General features: G+C 57.8%; 16 protein-coding genes. 1 reads left to right on the forward strand and 15 read right to left on the reverse strand.

Features of this window, described 5'->3' with window-relative positions:
- Nucleotides 1–13 precede the first annotated feature (13 nt).
- The 11 genes from AC0YNU_RS05140 to AC0YNU_RS05190 form a co-directional block, all read right to left on the reverse strand.
- Nucleotides 14–1,996, reverse strand: coding sequence for an alpha-galactosidase (locus tag AC0YNU_RS05140; RefSeq protein WP_475753781.1), 1,983 nt, complete (start codon nt 1,994–1,996; stop codon nt 14–16).
- A gap of 152 nt (nt 1,997–2,148) precedes the next feature.
- Nucleotides 2,149–3,039, reverse strand: coding sequence for a carbohydrate ABC transporter permease (locus AC0YNU_RS05145; protein WP_475753783.1), 891 nt, complete (start codon nt 3,037–3,039; stop codon nt 2,149–2,151).
- Between the two features lie 15 nt (nt 3,040–3,054).
- Nucleotides 3,055–3,942, reverse strand: a complete 888-nt coding sequence (locus AC0YNU_RS05150) for an ABC transporter permease (protein ID WP_475753785.1) — start codon at nt 3,940–3,942, stop codon at nt 3,055–3,057.
- Nucleotides 3,943–4,071: 129 nt separating this feature from the next.
- On the reverse strand, nt 4,072–5,787 hold the full coding sequence (locus AC0YNU_RS05155; RefSeq protein WP_475753787.1) for an extracellular solute-binding protein: 1,716 nt from the start codon (nt 5,785–5,787) through the stop codon (nt 4,072–4,074).
- 224 nt (nt 5,788–6,011) lie between these two features.
- Entirely contained in the window at nt 6,012–7,400 is a 1,389-nt protein-coding gene (locus AC0YNU_RS05160) for a response regulator transcription factor (protein ID WP_475753789.1), read from the reverse strand.
- Entirely contained in the window at nt 7,393–9,147 is a 1,755-nt protein-coding gene (locus AC0YNU_RS05165; RefSeq protein WP_475753791.1) for a sensor histidine kinase, read from the reverse strand. Before AC0YNU_RS05165 ends, AC0YNU_RS05160 begins: the two co-directional genes overlap by 8 nt.
- Nucleotides 9,148–9,308: 161 nt before the next feature.
- Nucleotides 9,309–10,193 carry a fumarylacetoacetate hydrolase family protein gene (locus tag AC0YNU_RS05170; RefSeq protein ID WP_475753793.1) on the reverse strand — a complete coding sequence of 295 codons (885 nt, stop codon included), beginning with the start codon at nt 10,191–10,193 and terminating at the stop codon, nt 9,309–9,311.
- 68 nt (nt 10,194–10,261) lie between these two features.
- Nucleotides 10,262–11,284 carry a DUF4432 family protein gene (locus AC0YNU_RS05175; protein WP_475753795.1) on the reverse strand — a complete coding sequence of 341 codons (1,023 nt, stop codon included), beginning with the start codon at nt 11,282–11,284 and terminating at the stop codon, nt 10,262–10,264.
- Nucleotides 11,285–11,326: 42 nt separating this feature from the next.
- Nucleotides 11,327–12,364, reverse strand: a complete 1,038-nt coding sequence (locus AC0YNU_RS05180) for a zinc-dependent alcohol dehydrogenase (protein WP_475753797.1) — start codon at nt 12,362–12,364, stop codon at nt 11,327–11,329.
- Between the two features lie 57 nt (nt 12,365–12,421).
- A complete protein-coding gene (locus AC0YNU_RS05185) occupies nt 12,422–13,207 on the reverse strand; it encodes an SDR family NAD(P)-dependent oxidoreductase (RefSeq protein WP_475753799.1) in 786 nt (261 codons plus the stop codon).
- 14 nt (nt 13,208–13,221) lie between these two features.
- Nucleotides 13,222–14,340 (reverse strand): mandelate racemase/muconate lactonizing enzyme family protein, encoded by a 1,119-nt coding sequence (locus AC0YNU_RS05190; RefSeq protein ID WP_475753801.1) that lies wholly within the window; start codon nt 14,338–14,340, stop codon nt 13,222–13,224.
- Nucleotides 14,341–14,614: 274 nt separating this feature from the next.
- On the opposite strand from AC0YNU_RS05190, the gene AC0YNU_RS05195 reads away from it, so the two are divergent.
- On the forward strand, nt 14,615–15,274 hold the full coding sequence (locus tag AC0YNU_RS05195) for a GntR family transcriptional regulator (RefSeq protein ID WP_475753803.1): 660 nt from the start codon (nt 14,615–14,617) through the stop codon (nt 15,272–15,274).
- A gap of 355 nt (nt 15,275–15,629) precedes the next feature.
- Here the strand turns inward: AC0YNU_RS05195 and AC0YNU_RS05200 are convergent, their stop codons facing one another.
- From AC0YNU_RS05200 to AC0YNU_RS05215, 4 genes are all read right to left on the reverse strand, one after another.
- Entirely contained in the window at nt 15,630–16,142 is a 513-nt protein-coding gene (locus tag AC0YNU_RS05200) for a VanZ family protein (RefSeq protein ID WP_475753805.1), read from the reverse strand.
- 249 nt (nt 16,143–16,391) lie between these two features.
- Nucleotides 16,392–17,669 carry a Gfo/Idh/MocA family protein gene (locus AC0YNU_RS05205; RefSeq protein ID WP_475753807.1) on the reverse strand — a complete coding sequence of 426 codons (1,278 nt, stop codon included), beginning with the start codon at nt 17,667–17,669 and terminating at the stop codon, nt 16,392–16,394.
- Nucleotides 17,670–17,706: 37 nt separating this feature from the next.
- Nucleotides 17,707–18,546: a carbohydrate ABC transporter permease gene (locus tag AC0YNU_RS05210; RefSeq protein ID WP_475753809.1), complete on the reverse strand. Its 840-nt coding sequence runs from the start codon at nt 18,544–18,546 to the stop codon at nt 17,707–17,709.
- Nucleotides 18,547–18,561: 15 nt separating this feature from the next.
- Nucleotides 18,562–19,458: a carbohydrate ABC transporter permease gene (locus tag AC0YNU_RS05215; RefSeq protein ID WP_475753811.1), complete on the reverse strand. Its 897-nt coding sequence runs from the start codon at nt 19,456–19,458 to the stop codon at nt 18,562–18,564.
- Nucleotides 19,459–19,559 lie beyond the last annotated feature (101 nt).

Here is a 19,559-nt window from a genome sequence, read left to right on the forward strand (position 1 = left end):
ACTAAAGCTGTTGTTATCGCTCAAGCGGCAGCCTGCGCAGGCGCACGACCTCGGACGACTCCTCTTCCATGCCGGAGAAGCGCAGTCCTTCCTCCATGAGCAGCGCGCCGGCGAGCTCCGCCGTCCTGCCGCTGTCCTCGAAGTGCAGCTCGTACAGCGAATCGGCATCTAGCCCCGACAGCTTCATGACGCGCTCCGGCTCTCCGCCGGCCAGTCGGAAAACGAACAGCAGCGCTTCCTCCGCCCCGCCGAGGACGTATTGATAGCCGTTCCACGAATCGCCGCTCCCGGTCCGTATCGTTTGTCCGGTCAGTCTATGCATGTCGGCGTCCGCGACGAAGCGGCGGCCGGTATTCGTATAGAAACCGATCAGCTCCTTCAGCCGTTCCTTGGCCCAGCCGGGAAGCTCAGGAAGCCGGTAGGAGCAGCCGAAGCCGTTCAGCATGTTCGCGCGGATGATGTAATCGAGCCGGTGCCGCGGCATATCCGGTTTGATCGGATCCTTGTCGAGGTTGCTGTCGTAATGCACGATCGTCTCCGACCACGAGAAGTGGAAGCAGGCGGACGGATGCAGCATCATCGACGCTCCCCAGAACAGCTGCAGGTGGTGGCGGGTGAAATCCGGGTCGCTCAGGAACGCGCCGTGCGTATGACGGGCTAGACCGAGATCGATCCGAAGGCCGCCTGACGAGCAATTCTCCAGATAAACCTCCGGATATTTCTCGCGAACGCGCGTAAGCAGCTCGTAATAGCCCCGGTAATGCTCGAACAGTCCATCGCCGTCACCGTGCCCGTGATCGGTCCGGTTGCAGCCCGCGCACGGGTCGAGGTTGAAGTCGAGCTTGATCCATTCCGCCTTGTAATCGGTGATCAAATGTTCCAAGACGCCGAAGGCCCATTCCCGTGCTTCCGGGTTGCCGAGGCAGACATAACCGAGATGCTCGCCGTCGCGCCGCGCCGGCAGCTCCGGCCGGAGCGCGCCGATCTCGGACTTGATGCCTAGCGCCTCGATCTCGCACCAGATGCCGAATTTCATCCCCTTGCCACGGACGTATTCGGACAGCGCGGCGATGCCGGACGGGAAGCGAAGCGTGTTGACCTTATGCCAATCCCCCCGCTTCAGGAACCAGTCCACGTTCTCGCTCCAGCCGAGGTGGTCGTTGCAATTCGGATCCGGCTCCCCGAACCAGCCGGCATCCAGCGTGCAGATCTCAAGGCCGAGTCCGGCCGCTTCGTCGGCGTTCGCCCGGAACACGTCCTCGTTGATGGCGGAATCTTCGTATGGCCACCAATGATTCCAGGCTGCCGGTACCGTGCGGGATATCGCGTTCCGCGGATACCAGAACTGCTTGCCCCACCTTCCGAACGCAACGGAGACCTCGTCCAGGCCGCCCTCAGGCAGGTATGCGAACAGCACCGCCGGGCTTTCCATTGCTTCGCCGGGCTTTAGCGTCTTGGCGAATTCCCAGTCGCTAAGACCGCCGGTCAGCCGGTAAGCGCCTTCGTCCGCGGGCTCGAACCGGAAGATCCAATTGCCCGACCAAGCGACGGCGCCTGCGAGCGTGCCGCCGCCGGCATCCCGCAGCGTGAACCACGGATGCATGCCGCGCGAGGACCGTCCGGCGACGGCCTCCAGCACCTTGGTTCCCGTTAGCGGAACGCTTCGCGGGGAGAATTCCAAGCCGTTCGTCGGACATTCGAAGTAATCGAGCGTGAGGCTCCCCTTGGCAAGCAAGCCGTGAACGGTGTCGATCCGCGTGATGCGGATGTCGCGTTCGGACCGGTTCGACACCTCGATCCGGCGCTGCACGACCGGCGAGTCCGGATAGGACACGGTTACGGAGGCGACGCTTACGCCCCCCGACGCCGATAGATACGTCTCCGTCCATTCGCGGGAGCCGTCCGGCAGCTCCTTCTCGGCTTCCGTCGTTTTGGCGTAACCGTCGGTCTCCGTTCCGCGCCGCCCATCGATATCGAGCATAAATCCGCTTAACATGCCGTACTCCCCTTCCATAATCAATTCCCTATTCAATTCCATAATCCGTTCCATATTCAATTCCATAATTAATTCCACAATCAATTCCCTAATTAATTCCACAATCAATTCCAAAATCCGTTCTTAATCTGACCCTATGCCTCGCAGCCCATCTATTCCTTCACGGAGCCGAGCGTAATGCCCGTAATGAAATACCGCTGCAGGAACGGATAGATGAGCAGGATCGGCACCATGCTGACCAATATTTTGGCCGCGTTCATCGTTCGGTCGGACAGCTTCGAGAGCCGTTCGATTTCGTCCGGCGTCATGTTCGTCGTCGGCTGCGCCGCCTGCACGATGATTTGGTTCAGATACGTTTGCAGCGGATAATGGTTCGGATCGTTCATGTAGATCAACCCGTCGAAGAACGCGTTCCAGTGGCCGACGACGCTGAACAGCGTAACCGTCGCGATGGACGGCAGCGACAGTGGAAAATAGATGGCCCACAGCTTATGCCACGGCCCGGAACCGTCGATGACCGCCGCTTCGTCGAGCTCCTTCGGCAGGCTTTTGAAGAAATTCATCAGCACGATGATATTGAAGACCGCCACCGCCGTCGGCAGCACGAGCGACCACATCGTATCGAGCATGTGCAGCGATTTGATCGTCAGGTACGTCGGAATGAGGCCCCCGCTGAAAATCATCGTGAACACGAGCACCCACATGTAGACGTCGCGCGACCGGAACTCCGACTTGGGCCGCGATAAGGCGTAAGCGGATACGATCGTCAGAACGAACTGGATCGCGCCGCCGAGCAGCACCCGCTCCACCGATACGCCGAACGCGTGGAAGAACGCGCTGTCCGACATGACGGCTTTATACGAGACGAGCGTAAAATGGACCGGGTACACCGTGACGAGCCCGCCGGATGCGGCCGCTTTGTCACTGAACGAGACGGCCAGAATATGAACGAGCGGAAACAGCGTACTGAGACCAAGAAGACTAAGAATAATGATGACGAAGATTCCGAATACGCGCTCGGAGGCGCTGAGCCGAATACCCACTGCGGTTCACACCCTTTAGAAAATACGATAGTTGGCAAATTTCGAAGCCAGGAAATAAGAAATCGTGATGAGAATGAGGCTGACGACCGACTTCAAGAGACCGACGGCCGTGGCCAGCTCGTACTGCAATTCCTTCAAGCCGGCCCGGTAGACGTACGTGTCGATAATATCGCCCGTCTGGTAGACCATCGGATTGTACAGATTCAAGATCTGTTCGAAGCCGGCGTTCAGCACGTTCTGCATATCGAGCGTCAGCAGCAGGATGATCGTGGTAGCGATACCGGGCATCGTCACGTATAGCAGCTGCTTCAGGCGGCCCGCCCCGTCGATGCCTGCCGCCTCGTACAGGCTCGGATTAATGCCGGTCAGCGCGGCCAAGTAGATGATGGCCGAGAAACCGAACTCCTGCCAGACATGCGTGCCTACGATGACGCCGGGGAACCAGCTGTTGCTGCCGAGGAAGAAGATCGGCGAGATGCCGAGCTTTCCGAACGTTTCGTTCACGATGCCGTCCAGCGACAGGACATTGATGACGATACCGCCGAGCAATACCCACGAGATAAAGTGCGGCAGGTACACGATCGTTTGAATGCTTTTCTTGAACAACGCGCCTCTCACTTCGTTCAGAAGCAGCGCAAATATCAGCGCGAGCAGCTGCGTCGCGAGGATTTTCATGACCGCGATGGACAAGGTGTTCATGAAGATCGTCTTAATGTCCGGAATTTCGAACATATATTTGAAGTTCTCCAGGCCGATGAACGTCGAGCCCCATATCCCCTTGCCCGGGTTGAACTCCTGAAACGCCAGCATCAGGCCGAACAACGGGTAGATGCTGAATACGGCGACCAAGACCATCGTGGGCAGCAGCATGAGGTGATAATGGATGGATACTCTCTTTTTCATAGTCATACTCCCGATCTGATTGGGTTTCGGTTTTGTTTCTTGATGGTGCGGCGGCTATCGTGATCCCTAACAAAAATCGAGCGCGGAGCACCTTCGCGCCCGCGCTCGTCGTCTTCCGTCAATCGGGTTTTACTGCTTTAACGCTTCGTTCACTTCCTGCGTAATTTCGTCTCCGCCCTGCTTCTTCCACTGGGATACGAAGTCGTCGAAATAATCGACGGGCTTCTCGCCCGTAATGATCTTGATCATGGCGTCCTCTTCCAGCTTGTTCAGGTTGGTCATCTTGCGCTGCATCGTCTTCGTGGTGCTGTAGAACTCGCTGTATACCGGCTCGATGTCGTTCTCGATGATCGGGTTAACGCCGATAATCCGGGAGATCGGCTCGCCGTAATTGTCCGGATTCTTGCGCAGCCAATCGATGCCCTTCGCCCAGAAGGCGCCCATCGTCTTGTAATTGACCGCCGTCGCTTCCGGAACGTCCGGCAGCGCTTCGCCCTTGGAGGCGGCCAGGATGCCGGTGTGGTCAAGGATGACGGAATCGGCCCGCCACAGCGCCAGCGCGATCGGAAGCGTCTGCCAGTTCGGCAGCACCAGACCGGCGTACGGATCGCCGCCTGCATCGGCCGGGTTGTCGAGCGTGACCTGATACTCGTAATTGACGACCTTGACAAGCGCTTCGGGATGCTTGAAGCCTTTCTTAAGCACCGCGATCGTGCCGATCGGCGTCTCCTGCTTGGCGCGCGCCACGCCATCGGCGTCCTTCAGCGCGTAAGCCTGCCAATCCGCGGTCGGATCATTCTTGATCGCGTCGTTCAGCGGCGACCAGCCCGACCACCAAGGTCCGAAGAAAGCGCCTGCCTTGCCGGAGATGACAAGCTCGTTCGCCTGCTCGTTCTTCAGCACCGGGAAGTCCTTCGGAACGAGCCCTTGCGCGTACATCTCGCTCAGCTTCGATAGCGCGTCCTTCGTCTGCGGCTGGATGGAACCGTATTGGACGGTGCCGTCCGCGGCTTTGACCCAATTCTTCACGTACGATTTGTAGTAGTCGAACACCGGATCGAAGCCGTAGGTGCTCGCCCATTGGCCGGTGAACGTCTGCGAGCCCGGCATGCCGATCGTGTCCTTCTTGCCGTCGTCGTCCGGATCGTTCTCGATAAACGCTTTCAGAATCGCGTTCAGCTCGTCGATGGTCTTCGGCGGCTGCAAGCTCAGCTTGTCGAGCCAGTCCTTCCGCAGCCATACGAGCGGATCCGAGTTGTGCAGCGTGCCCATCGTCGGAATTCCGTATAACTTGCCGTCCACCGTAGCCAGATTCATCGCCTTGCCACCGTCGGTCTGCAGCACGCCTTTCAGCGCGGGACTGGCATAATCCTGGTACGCCTGCGTCAGATCCTCGAGCATGTCCGCTTTGATCATTTGCTGGTATTGCGTGTAGCTGACGAGCATGACGTCCGTGATGTCGTTGCTTGCGATCATGAGGTTCGTCTTGTCTCCGATCGCGCCGCCTTTGACGACGACCGGGAATTGCACGTCGATGTTCAGCTTATCGGACAGTGCTTGCACGTAACGGTTCTTCAGCACCGTGTCGCCCTCCGGCAGACCAAGATCCTTCGGCGTCGAGTCGGGATCGGCCTTCAATACCGTCAATGTCGTCTTCTCCGGCAGCGGGCCGAACGGATCCTTCGATTCGGCGGCTGCGCCGTTGTTCGGCGTGTTCGCGCCCGCGTTTCCGTTCGCCGCGTCGGAATCGTTCCCATTCGAGCCGTTATTGCCGCAAGCGGTCAATACGAGGGACATGGCAAGCGCGACGGAAAGCGAGGCTTTGCGTAACGTCTTCTCTTTCATGCTGTAACCCACCCTTTCATTATCTCGTTCATGCTTTGTAAGCGGTTTATCTACTTTCATGATAGAGAATTTCCAAGAAGCGCACTATGCACTTCTGCGACCAATAAGGGCGGATTTCGTTCTTTCTCGAGCGATAAAATCATACGAAGAGGCACATGTTTCACACCCGGGATGAGTGCGGACGCGTCCGTTCGCGCCTTGTTCTCCACCTAGTGGTCAGATAATCAAGTCCGGCCGGTTTTGCGGTACTCGTTGGGCAGCATGCCCGTGAAATCCCGGAACACGCGGCTGAAATGACGATAATCGCTGAAGCCGCACTGCTCGGCCACGCGCGCGATCGGATCGTCGGTGCGGAGGATGAGCCTTTTGGCGCGCTCCAGCTTCCGTTTGCGGATATAATCGCCGTAGGATTGTCCCGTTACCTTCTTGAAGCATTTGCTGAAATAGCCGCGGCTCATGTTGACTGCCCGCGCAATCTCGGATTCGCTCGGTTCTGGCCTGTCCTCGCGGTCGAGCAGCTCGATCGCCTGCATCATGCTTTCCGCGATTTGGCGCGACCCGTTCGCGTCGACCGTCTCCCGTATCGCGCTTCGGAACCCGCGCAGCCAAGCTTCCCAGTCCCTCCAACGGAGAAGGCCGTTCGTCCGCTCCAGCAGCCCCTTTAGCGAACCGGTGCCGAGAAGCCGTTCCCATTCCAGAACGACGGGATACAACCGCTTCAACAGCGCCGTTCCGTCGATGTCCGCCGCGGCCGTCTCCCGCAGCATCTTCTCGAACCGCTCGTCGCCGTACACCCATTCCGATCCTTCCCAATCCGCCCCGGCGTTGAAGACACCGGCTCGAGCCACCGCTGCGGCGGTGGTTGCCACAATCTCCGGCCACGCGGCTTCTGCGTAGGACTCCGCAGCATGGAACAGCACATGCTTGCGATAGTCGCGCAGCACCGCAGCCATGTTCCGGCTGTCCGCCGCTTCGATTCCCCCGATGCGTACGCATGTCCAGCCGCTCTTGTCGAGCCGCGGCCGGATGACATCCGCGAGCGGGCCGGTCTCGGAAGCCGCAAGCCGAAGCAGCCATGCCGCGCCGTCGATTTCGCTCAGCCTGCCGTCGTATCTCTCCAGCTCATCCGGCCGAATCAACTCCTGCGGCTCCGCATCCGGTCCAGGCGCGAATAGCAGCAGCCCTTCCTGCCGAGGCATCGTGCCGCGATTCGCCCTCTCTTTGGAACTGAATTCTTCGTTCAGCTTTTGCGCGATGCGTGCCAATGTTTCGTCCACGGCCTCGTCTTCGATCTCCGTCTTGACGATATAATCCAACACCCCGAGCCGCATCGCTTCCTGAATATATTTGAAATTGTCATGGCAAGTCAGCACGACGGCCGGCAGCCCCGACTCCGTTTCCTTCACTCTTCGAATGAGCTCGAGTCCGGACATGCCGTTCATCGACAGATCCGTAACCAGCAGATCGAACGATTCCCGCTCGATCAACTCCAGCGCGCTTTCGCCGCTCGCGGCGTCGCCTGCGACTACGAAGCCGTACTTGTGCCAGGGAAACGTCGTCATAATGCCCTGACGGACCAGCTTCTCATCATCTACGATCAGCACTTTATACATCCTTCTCTATCTCCTTTCGCCTCGTCGGTATTGTAAACCAATAGACGGTACCTTCCCGCTCCGAGCTCTCGGCCCGCAGTCTGCAGCCCTCCCCGAAATGCACGTCCAACATGCGGTTGACATAGTTAAGTCCGATGCCGAGCCCCTGCCCGACCTCGGTTCGATGTCCTTCGAACAGTCCGGCAAGCTTCTCTTCCGATAAGCCCGTGCCGTCGTCGCGGACGGATACCGTCACGAAGCCGGGCGGCGTCTGACGAACCGTCACCTCGATCGTCCCATTGCCTTCCTTCAAGCCGTGGCAGATCGCGTTCTCGACGAGCGGCTGAAGAATGAAGCGAGGAATCTCTACTTGAAGGACCGCGTCATCGACGTTGAAACAAGCCTCGAATTGATCATCGTTGCGCACGAGCTGCAAGGCGACGTAATCCTTCAGCGCGGCCAATTCCTGTTCGATCGTGACGATCGAACCTTCCTTGCCGAGATTATACCGGAGCAGGCGGGTCAGCTCGGCGACCAGCTTGACGATTTTGCGCTGCCCTTCCGCCTTGGCGATCCACTGCACCGTATTCAGCGAGTTGTAGAGGAAATGCGGATTGATTTGCGACAGCAGTTTGTCGACCTCCAGCTGGCGCTTCTCTCTCTCCTGCTGCCGAACCTCTTGAAGCAGGGATTGGATCCTGTCCTTCATGGAATGAAACTGCTTCAGCACCTGATCGAACTCAGCCACGTTCGTCCGTTCCGTCACGGTATCGAATTGGTTGGAGGCCATATGGCCGATTTCTTTCTTGAACAGCCGGATCGGCACGTAGACCGAGCGCCAGACCAGATAGCCGAGCAGCAGGCTGAGGAGCATAAGAACGGCGCCGATAAGCGCCATGCGCAGCGCCCAGTCGCGAATCTCGCTCGTAAACGTGCTTTTGTTGAAAGCCGCGACCAAATGCCAGCCGTAACGGCTCGTCGTATCGAATACGTACGCATCCGCGGCGCGCCTGATCGAATCTCCGGATTCCCCCGCATACAGCGCGCCCAGCTGGAAGCTGTCCGGAAGCTGGCTGTAGACGATTCGATTATGGTCGTTGGCAATGACGTAGTTGATCTCCATCCCGAGCTGCTTCGGCTTCATGATGTTGGCTAGCGCGGGCAGGCTGGATTCCAGGTATAAGTTCAAATTGGATTCGCCCATCGTATCGACGGGACGCGTGAGCGACAGCACGAGCCCGTTCTTCCCATCCGCCATGGAAGGGTGAGGACCGTAGAAGGTGAACAGCGTCTTGTCGGTCAAGACGGGAAGTCCCGTCATGACGGGCGGCCGATTCAGTTTTCCGTTCTCGAACAGCGTCTTGCCGGTGTCCGGATAATAATAGAAATGAAAACCGGCGTTCGGATTCGTAAAATCGATCAAATTGAGATAGGCGTTGATGTTGTCGTAATGCGTCTTCTTGCTGGAATAGCTGTCCGTGGCCAAATAATTCGTCAGATCGTTGGATACCGTGCCCCCGTAACTGAGCTGACTGGAGACGGAGAGCAGGTTGTCGACCGCAAGGTCGGTGTCGCGGGACACTTCGTCCAGCGTGAGCTGTATGTTCCGCTCGATCTTGTTGTATAAGATCGACGAGATCGTATAGTAGGAAGCAGAACCGACGATCGCGAACGTCATGAACGTACTGAACAGAAACACGACCGTCACGCGGTTCTTCAAGGAATACAAGAAAGGCCGGCCCGTCCATGCATGCAGCCATTGCTTCATGCCGATTTCATCTCCCTTCTGCCAGGCGTCTATGGGCGTCGCCATTGGCATCTTGTAGTCGTACAACAGACGGAAGCGAAGTCCGCGGTGCGCGCGGCGCACTCACGAACTTCGCATGAGGTCAAGTTATTCGGATCGCGCAAGCCGCGAACTCATCTACGTTAGTCTCGCTGCTCTGCGACCATGCGGTTGGTCAGCCTGCCGAGCTTCTCGATCTCGATCGTCACGACATCCCCCGCCTGCAGGTACTGCTGCTTCTCCGGAGGGTAACCCATGACGACGCCCTCCGGCGTCCCGGTAAGGATGACATCGCCGGGAACGAGCGTCATATGTCGCGAGATATAGCTGACGATTTCGTCGACGGCGAAGATCATGTCCGACGTGTGCGAGGACTGGCGCGTCTCTCCGTTCACGGTGCTGCCGATGGCCAGGTCGTTCGGATTGCCAATCTCGTCCGCCGTCACGAGATACGGACCCAGCGGCGCGAAGCCGTCGCAGCTCTTGCCGAGCAGCCATTGCTGCGTGCGCAGCTGCAGGTCGCGGGCAGACAGATCGTTGGCGTTGCAGTAGCCGAACACGTAGTCCAGCGCCTGCTCGCGGGGCACGTTCTTGGCCGTCCAGCCGATGACGACGGCCAGCTCGGCCTCGTAATCGACCTTCTCGCTTACGGCCGGCAGCGCGACGTCGTCTCCATCGCCGCACAACGCGTTATTGAATTTGTTGAAGAGAATCGGAACCGACGGAATCGGCGAATTCGTCTCTTCGGCATGCTTGCGGTAATTAAGGCCGACGCAGATGATTTTGTTGGGTACTGGAACGCAGGCGCCAAGCTTCAGCCCCTCCTCGCTGCGGAAACAGGCGGAATCCGCCTCGCCCGATAGGCGCTGCAAGACGGATAACGCCTCGGCTCCGCCTTCGATGGCTTCCTGGATGGAGGCCGGAACGCCGTCTCCCGCCGACGACGCGGCGGCGACGTCCAGCACGCCCCTGTCCGTGACGACGCCTAATCTGGATAATCCGTTATCGATGAAGTGAATCAGTTTCATTCGCGTAGTGCCTCCTTGATGCTGATCATGAACATGTTGTTCGATCGTTCTATATCCCGCAAGTTCGGTTAACCGTCTTGACGAGGCTGAAACTTCGGACCCGTTACGCTGCCGTCGGCGTCAATCCCCTCTACGGCACTGAAGCCGTCATATACCGTCGCCACGATATCGAACAAGGCGGTCTGTCCCGGCTCCAGCGTCTTATGGGTGCCGCGCTCTACCCCATCCGCGAGACGCACGGGGTAGCCCGTGCACGGCTCCAGCACGACGGTCTGCAATTCTCGCCAGCCGCCATAGGACGCGAATAACCAGCAGCTCGGAAGCGCTTCATTATCGTAGCTGAGGCCGAAGCCTATGCCGTCCTTCGTGTCCGTGAGCGCGCACCAGCCCGCCTTCATCTTCGTCGCGTATTGGAATTCGCTGACGCCCGAGTCGAACGGGAGCACCTCGCGCATATCATGCAGGCTGCCGTCTGCTCCTGCGGCGTAAGGCCATGAATAATCGTACGACGTTCTGCCTGTCCGCGGAGATCCGAAGCTTTCCATGCGGACTTCTTCCGCCGGCAGATCGATGCGGCAATGCTCGTCCGCCGACATCGCCGCATGCAGCTTCCACAGATACGGCTGCGGCTTGCGGCCCTTGTTCTCAATCGTATGCCGGAAGCGCAGCTTGGCTTCGCCGGCCCGCAGCGTAATCGTCTTCACGATCCGCGTCGCGCTGATCGGCGTCTCCACCCACAGACGCAGCACGGCCTCATGCTCATCGCTGCGCTCGACCGCATAGTGCCAAGGCAAGGTCCAGATTTCGCCATGGTCGGGGAACGTCTCCCCGCCGATCGACTCCGCTTCGTCGTTCGGATACAGCTCGTCCCAGCCGCCGAAGAAATGATCATCGTACGACGCGTGGAGCTGCAGCTTCCTGGGGGTCATGCGCGGGTGACGCCACAGCAGTTCTTTATCGCGCGGCTTGTAAACGATCTGCCAAATCTTCGCGCCAAGCTCCGGCATCACGACGACGCGCAGCTTTTCATTCTCCAGCACGACGGTGCGGATCTCGTTATACGTCCAATTCGTGTCGACCGTTACGCCCATATCAGACGCTCCCTCCGGTTGCGATGTTGCCGAATGCCGGCATCAGCCTTCGCCTCCCGGCACGAGCAGCACCTTCGACAGGCTGCCCGGGCTCGCGATCAACCGTTTATACCATTCGGCGCCTTCCGAGAGCGGCGCTTCGACGACGCCGTCCGTAAGGCCGATGCGCCCTTCCTCGATCCAGCGCAGCGCGAGGCGGAAGTTCAAATCCGAGTATGCGAACGAGCCTGTCATGGCGATTTCGCTGCGGATGGCAACGTTGACCGGCAAGGAAGATTGTTCTTCGTGCAGTCCCGTGTAGACGACGCGCCCGCCGGGCGTGCAGGCCAGTACGCATTGACTGCGCGTCAAGGTCGCTCCCACCGCATCGATCGCAACGTCCACGCCTGCGCCTCCCGTCAGCCGTTTCACTTCTTCCAAGGTATCCGCGCTTGCAGGATGAATCGTATGCGCCGCGCCCAGCTTGCGGGCAATCGCAAGCCTGTCCTCGTTCATGTCCACGGCGATAATGTCCCGCACGCCGTACTGAAGCACGGCTTGCAGCGCCAGCAGCCCGATCGGTCCCATGCCCAGGATGAGCACCTTATCCGAGGGCTTCGGGCTCGCGAGCTCTGCCGCCCGGATCGCGCATGCCGCGGGCTCCGTCATCGCGGCTTGCTTCAGCGTGACCGACTCCGGCACGGGGAGCACGAAGTCGGCCGGGATTTTCACATATTGCGCATTGCTGCCGGGCAGCGCCGCGGATAGCAGCTTGCGGCTCGCGCACAGCTGCTGGCGGCCGCTCGCGCATTTCCCGCAGCGCCCGCAGGTGACGAGCGGGTTCGCCGTCACGCGCTGGCCGACCGTCCATCGGCCCGAGGCTGCCGCTTCCGCTCCCATCGCGGCGATGGTTCCCGCGAATTCATGCCCGAAAATCATCGGCGGCTTGCGCAAGGCGTTGTGCCCGAGAAAGCCGCTCAATTCGGAGCCGCAAATGCCGGAATAGGCGACGGCGATCAGGATTTCGCCCGCTCCGGGAATCGGCATATCGACCTCCCGCATGGTCATCGTTTCGGGTCCTTCGTACAGTAATGCTTGCATGCCAGCAGGCCTCCCTATCGTAAAATCGATTGCGACGCCGTACGTTGTCGTACGACGCTAGAATGTAATCGACAACCCGCCGTCCACAGGCACGATCGCCCCGCACATATACGATGCGTCGTCCGAGGCGAGGAAGGCGATGACGCCCGCCGCTTCCTCCGGCTGCCCTTGTCGCCGTTGGGCGATCTTGCCCCGCGCGACGTAAATGTCCTTGAACCACTCCGTCTCATGCTCCATCACGCCGTCGACGAACGACATCGGCGTCTCGATGAAGCCGAGCGCGACGGCGTTGACGCGGATGCCCGCATCGATGAGCTCGATCGCGGTGTTGCGGGTCAACTGATCCATTGCGCCTTTGCCCGCGTTATAGCTCGACGACTCCGGAAGAGCCCGGCTGCTGTTGATCGACGATACGTTGACGATGGCTCCCTGCGTTCCGCCGGCTCTCATCAGCGCCGCTCCCGCCTGCGTGCAATAAAAAGTCCCGTTGACGATAATATCGAACACATGCCGCCATTCCTTTATCTTCGACCCCAGAAACGGCATCGGTTCGAACGTGGCCGCATTGTTCACGAGAATGTCCAGCCGACCGTGCAATTGTTCGAGTTCATCGAACATCGCCGTTACGGATGCTTCATCCGACACGTCGCCTGCGATGAAAGTTACGTCAAAGCCTTCTTCCCGCAGCGCTTCCGCCGCTGACTCGCCGACATCCGCCCGGCGTCCGGTAATGACGACCGAAGCGCCTTCCGAAGCGAGGCGCCGCGCCGTCGCATACCCGACGCCCGTCGCGCCTCCCGTAATGAAAGCGACCTTGCCCGCGAATCTGCCCGTATTTGCCATGAATAATCAGCCTCCTAATTGACGCGGAATTTGTTAACGACGTCTTCGTTGACCGTAATGCCTAGACCCGGACGGTCCGGCACGTGGACATAGCCGTCCTTGAAGACGATCGGCTCGGATACGAGTTCGCGCGCGAGCGGCGACGTGGACGCCGTATGCTCGATCATGAAGCCGTTCGGGATCGAAGCCGCGAAATGCGTGCTCGCCGCCACGAGAATGCCCGTCTTGAACGCATGCGGCACGACCTTCTTATGGCGCTCGTTCGCCATATAAGCGATCCGCTTGCCTTCGGTCAGACCGCCGCAGCGACCTAGATCCGGCTGGACGATGTCATGTCCGCCTTCCTCGATCAGGCGCCGGAATGCCGTCACGCCGCTCTCCTGCTCGCCGCCGGCAATGCGCAGCGACGTCCGGGAGGACAGCTCCTTGTAGCCGGCGAGGTCTTCCGGATGAAGCGGCTCCTCGAGCCAATAAACGCCGTGCTTCTCGTAAATGTCAGCCATGCGCAGAGCGCCCTTCAGGTCCCATGCGAGACCTCCGTCGATCATCACGTCGATGTCCCGGCCGACGGTTTCGCGGATCGCCCGGATCTGCTCCTCGTCGAAACGGGCGTCCCGGCCGATCGGTCCCCAGCCGAACTTCATCGCCTTATAGCCCTGGGAAGCGAATTGCTCCGCCAAGCGGACCGCTTCCGAGATCGTGTCCGGCATAAGCGAGCTCGCGTACGCCTTCAGCATGCTGCGGTACGTGCCGCCGAGCATCCCCGATACGGGGCGGCCGGCCTTCTTTCCCGCGATATCCCAAAGCGCCATGTCGATTCCGCTCATCGCGTGCATCGCGGGGCCGCCACGGCCGAAATAGATGGTGCCGCGGTACATTTTGTCCCACAGCCGCTCGATATCGAGCGGATTCTCGCCGATCAGCAGCGATCGCAAGCCCGTCGCGATGGAGTGGGACGGCGGGGCGTCGATGGCGGCTTTCGCCACGAGCGGCACGGAATCGACTTCGCCGTAGCCCGTAATTCCCTCGTCCGTGTGCACGCGTATCATGAGCGTGTCCTGCGTTCCGTCGCAGCGCTCCGCGTCAAGATCCGGCAAACGCAAGTAAATCGATTCTACTTCGGTGATTTTCATTGCTATATCCCCATTCCATCAATAAATTTCGGTGAGCGTGCATGATCTGCGGTCCGCACGAGTCTCAGGCCGCTTCTTCACCGTTATGTAAATGATTGCGCTTCAACACCATCATTGTAGTAGGTCATTTTGAATATTGTCAACAATATTTATTTGATTGTATAATGGGGGTAACTTACAATTATTTCTTCGTATACGAGCGCTGCATGAAGTATACTTGTACATACGAAGAATGAACTTCAATTCCCCCCATATAGAGGAGTTATCCGACAAGATGGCTGAATTTACGTTTAAGCAGCAAGCCAATATTTCTCTGCGCGAGAAGGTGACGAACGATCTGCGCGAAGCCATTCTGAATGGCGATCTTGAGCCCGGCGCGAGAATCAAGGAAATGGACATCGCGGAGCAAATGAAGGTCAGCCGGGGACCTATCCGCGAAGCGATCCGCCAGCTCGAGCGCGAAGGCCTGCTCGTGTCCTATCCTTACAAAGAAACGGTCGTCGCCGATCTCGGGGCAAGCGAAGTGCAGCACATCCTTAACCCGATCCGGTTTCATATCGAATGGTACGTGGTGAGGACGTATCTGAACCTCATGGATGCTGCGTTCTTCACGAAGCTGCAAGCGATCGTGGACGATATGAGCGCCGCCGTCGTCAGCGGCGAGAAGACCCGGCTCGTCGACCTGGACCTTCTGTTCCATCATTCGATTCTCGAATTGGCAACGGAACGAACCGTCATGCTGACTTGGCAAAGCATCGTGAACCAGATTCGGCTTCACTTCGCCAAGAATCTCCCCTTCTACGATCACGACCATATGGCATCCGATCATCAAGCTTTGCTGGATGCATTCCGATCCAAGGATTTGGAACGCATTCAAGCCGCCATCGTTGCCCATCTGGGCAGTGATGACAACCTGCTTTGCTTTATTCGATAGTGGGTTTGAAGAGGAGTCGAATGGGGCGACGAAGCGAAGACGAATGACAGCAAATATGAAGACGAATGACAGCAAATATAATGAAAAGAGGCAGCCAAGGACGAGTTCCATTGAATCGGAACTCACTTGCTAGTCGGCGCAAACCTCGCCAATCCTCGGCTTTTCGGCTAAGTAGCGAAGCTCAACAGCCGAACAGGTCCGAGCAGTCCGCTCGGCTCTTGCTGGGCAAACCGTGAAAACCCGAGTTCAGCAGCGCCTGCGTAGACGGCTCGCCAAACAATCCGTTATTGGGACAACTTTCAGTCCGCTAGTTACGTTCGGCCCGTGTTTCCGTCATGCTGCTGAAGCCTTGTTATCAATGAGGCAACGCTTTGTTCGCGATAGCCGGTTTGACGTACGGCGGTTTGAATAGGACCCATGCAGCCCATCCCAATAAACCTCCGGATACGTTAAGAATCAAATCGTCCACATCGAAGCTCCCGATCGAAAAAATCAGCTGCGCGCATTCCAATCCCAAGCTTACAGCTAGTGAAAGCGAGGCTGCCCAGAAGCATGCCGTTACGATGCGATTCGACAGCATGCTGAAGAATACGCCTCCGGGCAGGAAGATCGCAATATTGCCAATCAGGTTGACTTGATCATGCGGATTCGAGAAGCGGTGCACGTTTTGAGCGATGGATCTGAAGGGCGACAAATTGGCCGATTGCAAACGGTCATGGAGGTATTCGGGAGTCAGGATCGTTTTCTGAAGCTGCTGCCATAGAAAAGGAAGGTCGGCCGAGCCGAACTTAAACAAAATGATTTTGACTAAGTAATAGCTATATAGTAAAAACAGCAATGCTACGATAAACCCCTTCGCGTTCTTCATATTGTGCCTGCCCCTCACTATCAAGATGTCGAGCGTGTTGTTATCCCTAGGGTAGTGCGAATTGTTTAATAAAAAGCAGGGGCAAATATAAAGTTTCTATTAAGCGGAGCATAGCGCGCATGCACTCTGCAAACGTGCTTTTTCCGGTAGCAACACAAAATAAAAAAACGCATCCTATAATTGGTTGCGTTGATTTGAATTATGATCTAGAGCCTTATGCATGTTGCTAATCAGGCATGAATTCCCCGATCATGAAACGTTTCCGGACGCCCCTGCGATCCTCGCGGCAAACGCCTCGAGCTCGATGGACTCACCTTTGTTCAACCGGGAATGCTCGGCCGCGAAGGCCATCATATGGCTCCGCAAAGAAGCCGAAGCCGACGTCAGTCCTTCTCCGTGACCGTACGCCCTGACATCCTTCAAGAAACTTCTGACGATGCCGAAGTCTCCGCCGCCATGTCCGCTGCTCGGGACGTGAACGGTGATTTCGTCCTTCTGCTTCGTCAGGAAATCATGGACGACGATCCGATCCTCCGAGCCGCTGATCTGCCCTTTCGTCCCCATGATCTGAATAATCCGTTCCTGTTCCATCGTGAATCCGCACATGCTGAACGTCGCCGTGGAGCCGTTGGCGAACTCCATGTTGACCACCTGATGGTCCACCACGTTGTTGTCGGACTTATACACGCATCGCCCGTAAGGCGTCGTTCGCAATCCTTCGAGCACGGCTTCACGGGAGAGGTCCGGAGCAAAATGCTTCGCCCAGTGCCGCCCCTCTTCGTCGCTCAAATAAAACCGCGGCGCCGAGTACGGACAAGCCGCCTCCACCGCGCAGCCGTCCAAACACCGATCGGTCGAGCCCGCCGGCGCGTTGCCGGCATGAAAATGCATTAATGAACCGTAGGAGCTGACGCGAACGCAAGGCTGATCCATCAGCCAGGAGAGAACGTCCATGTCGTGGCAGGACTTCGCGAGAATCATCGGGCTCGACGTGTTCGAATGGCTCCAATTGCCGCGAACGAAGCTATGGGCGATATGCCAATAGCCGACATTCTCGTTCAGCTGGATGGAGACGACCTCCCCGATTCGGCCGTCCGTGATCAATTGCTTGATTCTCGACCAGAACGGCGTATACCGAAGCACGTGACAAATCGATAAGAGCCGCTCGCTTTCCTTGGCCGCGCGTTCCATCTCGATGCATTCCTTCGGATCGGGCGACATCGGCTTCTCCAGCAGGACGTGATAGCCCTTGCCAAGCGATTGCACGGCCGGTTCGAAGTGCATGCGGTCCTGCGTGCAAATCATCATGATATCGGCCATCTGCGGTTGTTCCAGCACTTGTTCCCATGACTCGTAACAACGATCGGCCTCGATGCCGTGCTGTTCGGCGAATGCCGCGCGCCTGGCGGGATCCTTCTCCGCGACGGCGACGAATGTCAATTCATGCGGGTAGTCCAAGGCGTATGGCGCGTAGCTCCTTGCGCCGCGCGCTCCCGCTCCAAGCAATATGGCTGTTAGTGGTTTCATGGCTGGCCCTCTCTCTATTTCATGGATGCGGCGTTGCTTAGCCTTTCGTGCCGGTGAGCGCGATTCCCTCGATGAACGAACGCTGGAAGACGATGAACACGATGATCATCGGCCAGATCGCCAGCAAAGAACCGGCCATTAGCACGGGGTAATTGGTCGAATGCTCGCCTTGCAAATAAGCGAGACCTGCGGAAAGCGTCATTTTCTCCAGATCCTGATTCACGATCAGCGGCCAAAGCAGATCGTTCCACGACCAAAGGATCGTCATGATCGACAAGGCCACGAGACCGGATTTGGCCAGCGGCAGCATGATGCGCCAATAGACGCCGAAATACGTGCACCCGTCGAGCAGCGCGGCTTCCTCCAGCTCCTTCGGAATCGTCATGAAGAACTGCCGCAGCAGGAAGGTGCCGAATACGCTGAATAACCCGGGCACGATCAGCGCCGTCAGCGTGTTCAGCCAATGCAAATCTTTCATGATGAAATACTGGGGAATGATGAACACTTGCCCGGGAATCATCAGCACCGACAGGCAGAGGATGAAGATCGTGTCTCGTCCCGGAAAATTCAACCGAGCGAACGCGAATGCAGCCATCGAACAGAAAAGCAGCTGTCCGACGGTCTTCGCCACGGTCGTCAAGGTCGTATTGAAATAAAACGTCATGAACGGCAGCGAGTCGATCGCCTTGGAATAGTTGCTCCAGTGAAATACGGAAGGGACGAGGATCGGCGGTACTTGCGTCGATTCGCCCAGCGTCTTGACGGAGGTCAAGAACATCCAGAGGAACGGCGCGATCATGAGCAGCGAGCCGATCGACAACAGCGCGTACACGACGCCCAAGGAAAATCTGTTGCTTCTTGCGTTGATGGAATTCATGTCTCCCGCCCCTCTCTATTCGTAATGCACCCATTTTTTTTGCAGCTTCATCTGGATCGCGGTGATCACCATGATAATGGCGAGCAAGAACACTCCGATTGCGGAGGCATAGCCCTTGTCGTTGTCTTCGAACGCGTATTTGTAGAACAAATAGACGACCGATTGCGTATTCTCGATGACGGGGCTCGTCTTGCCGATCATCATGAAGATCAAGTCGAACACCTGGAAAGCGCCGATCAAGGAAATAATCGTCACGAAGAAAATCGTAGGCGTGAGGAGCGGCAACGTAATCAGGTAAAATTTACGGAACGGACCTGCGCCGTCGATCGATGCGGCTTCGTAGTAGGAAGTCGAAATGCCTTGCAAGCCGGATAGAAAAATAATCATGTTGTTGCCGATGGAGCTCCAGACGGACACGATCACGACGGATAACAAAGCGAGCTTCGGATCGGTCAGCCACGATTTCCCGTGAATGGAGAACTTGCCTAGCACCTCGTTAATTAAGCCGTAATCGCCGTTATAGAGCCATTTCCACACCATGGCCACCGCGGCGGGCATCGTGACGACGGGCAGGAAGAACAACGTGCGGAAGACGGCCAGCCCGCGCACCTTCTGATTGAGCAGCGTGGCCGCGATAATGGATAGGATAATGCTGAGCGGAACGAACATGACGACGTACAGCACCGTGTTGCGCAAAGCATGGAACAGGCTTTCGTCATGGATCAACCGTTTGTAATTGGCGAGTCCGTCCCAGGAATACGTATTGAACGCTTCCCATTTCGTAAAGCTGAAATACGTCGTTTGAAGGATCGGCCAAATATAGAAAATCAACATGCCGACGAAGAACGGGGCGATCAATACATAGCCCCAGAGCCATTGGCTTCGCGTTAACTTGCTTTTTCCCGTTCTCATTAGCCAATCCCCCTTCTCGTATACGCCGCCGTTGGATGGCGACGGCCGGATAAACGGCGGGAAACGCTCGTCATCCGAACGTTCCCGCCGCTTCCATGTTC

It is taken from the genome of Paenibacillus sp. J31P316 (assembly GCF_056269105.1).

Bases quoted from the DNA above. Each gene is read 5' to 3' on its own strand.
- AC0YNU_RS05140 (WP_475753781.1), bottom strand. From the start codon at position 1,996: ATGTTAAGCGGATTTATGCTCGATATCGATGGGCGGCGCGGAACGGAG.
- AC0YNU_RS05150 (WP_475753785.1), bottom strand. From the start codon at position 3,942: ATGAAAAAGAGAGTATCCATCCATTATCACCTCATGCTGCTGCCCACG.
- AC0YNU_RS05155 (WP_475753787.1), bottom strand. From the start codon at position 5,787: ATGAAAGAGAAGACGTTACGCAAAGCCTCGCTTTCCGTCGCGCTTGCC.
- AC0YNU_RS05160 (WP_475753789.1), bottom strand. From the start codon at position 7,400: ATGTATAAAGTGCTGATCGTAGATGATGAGAAGCTGGTCCGTCAGGGC.
- AC0YNU_RS05165 (WP_475753791.1), bottom strand. From the start codon at position 9,147: ATGAAGCAATGGCTGCATGCATGGACGGGCCGGCCTTTCTTGTATTCC.
- AC0YNU_RS05170 (WP_475753793.1), bottom strand. From the start codon at position 10,193: ATGAAACTGATTCACTTCATCGATAACGGATTATCCAGATTAGGCGTC.
- AC0YNU_RS05175 (WP_475753795.1), bottom strand. From the start codon at position 11,284: ATGGGCGTAACGGTCGACACGAATTGGACGTATAACGAGATCCGCACC.
- AC0YNU_RS05180 (WP_475753797.1), bottom strand. From the start codon at position 12,364: ATGCAAGCATTACTGTACGAAGGACCCGAAACGATGACCATGCGGGAG.
- AC0YNU_RS05185 (WP_475753799.1), bottom strand. From the start codon at position 13,207: ATGGCAAATACGGGCAGATTCGCGGGCAAGGTCGCTTTCATTACGGGA.
- AC0YNU_RS05190 (WP_475753801.1), bottom strand. From the start codon at position 14,340: ATGAAAATCACCGAAGTAGAATCGATTTACTTGCGTTTGCCGGATCTT.
- AC0YNU_RS05195 (WP_475753803.1), top strand. From the start codon at position 14,615: ATGGCTGAATTTACGTTTAAGCAGCAAGCCAATATTTCTCTGCGCGAG.
- AC0YNU_RS05200 (WP_475753805.1), bottom strand. From the start codon at position 16,142: ATGAAGAACGCGAAGGGGTTTATCGTAGCATTGCTGTTTTTACTATAT.
- AC0YNU_RS05205 (WP_475753807.1), bottom strand. From the start codon at position 17,669: ATGAAACCACTAACAGCCATATTGCTTGGAGCGGGAGCGCGCGGCGCA.
- AC0YNU_RS05210 (WP_475753809.1), bottom strand. From the start codon at position 18,546: ATGAATTCCATCAACGCAAGAAGCAACAGATTTTCCTTGGGCGTCGTG.
- AC0YNU_RS05215 (WP_475753811.1), bottom strand. From the start codon at position 19,458: ATGAGAACGGGAAAAAGCAAGTTAACGCGAAGCCAATGGCTCTGGGGC.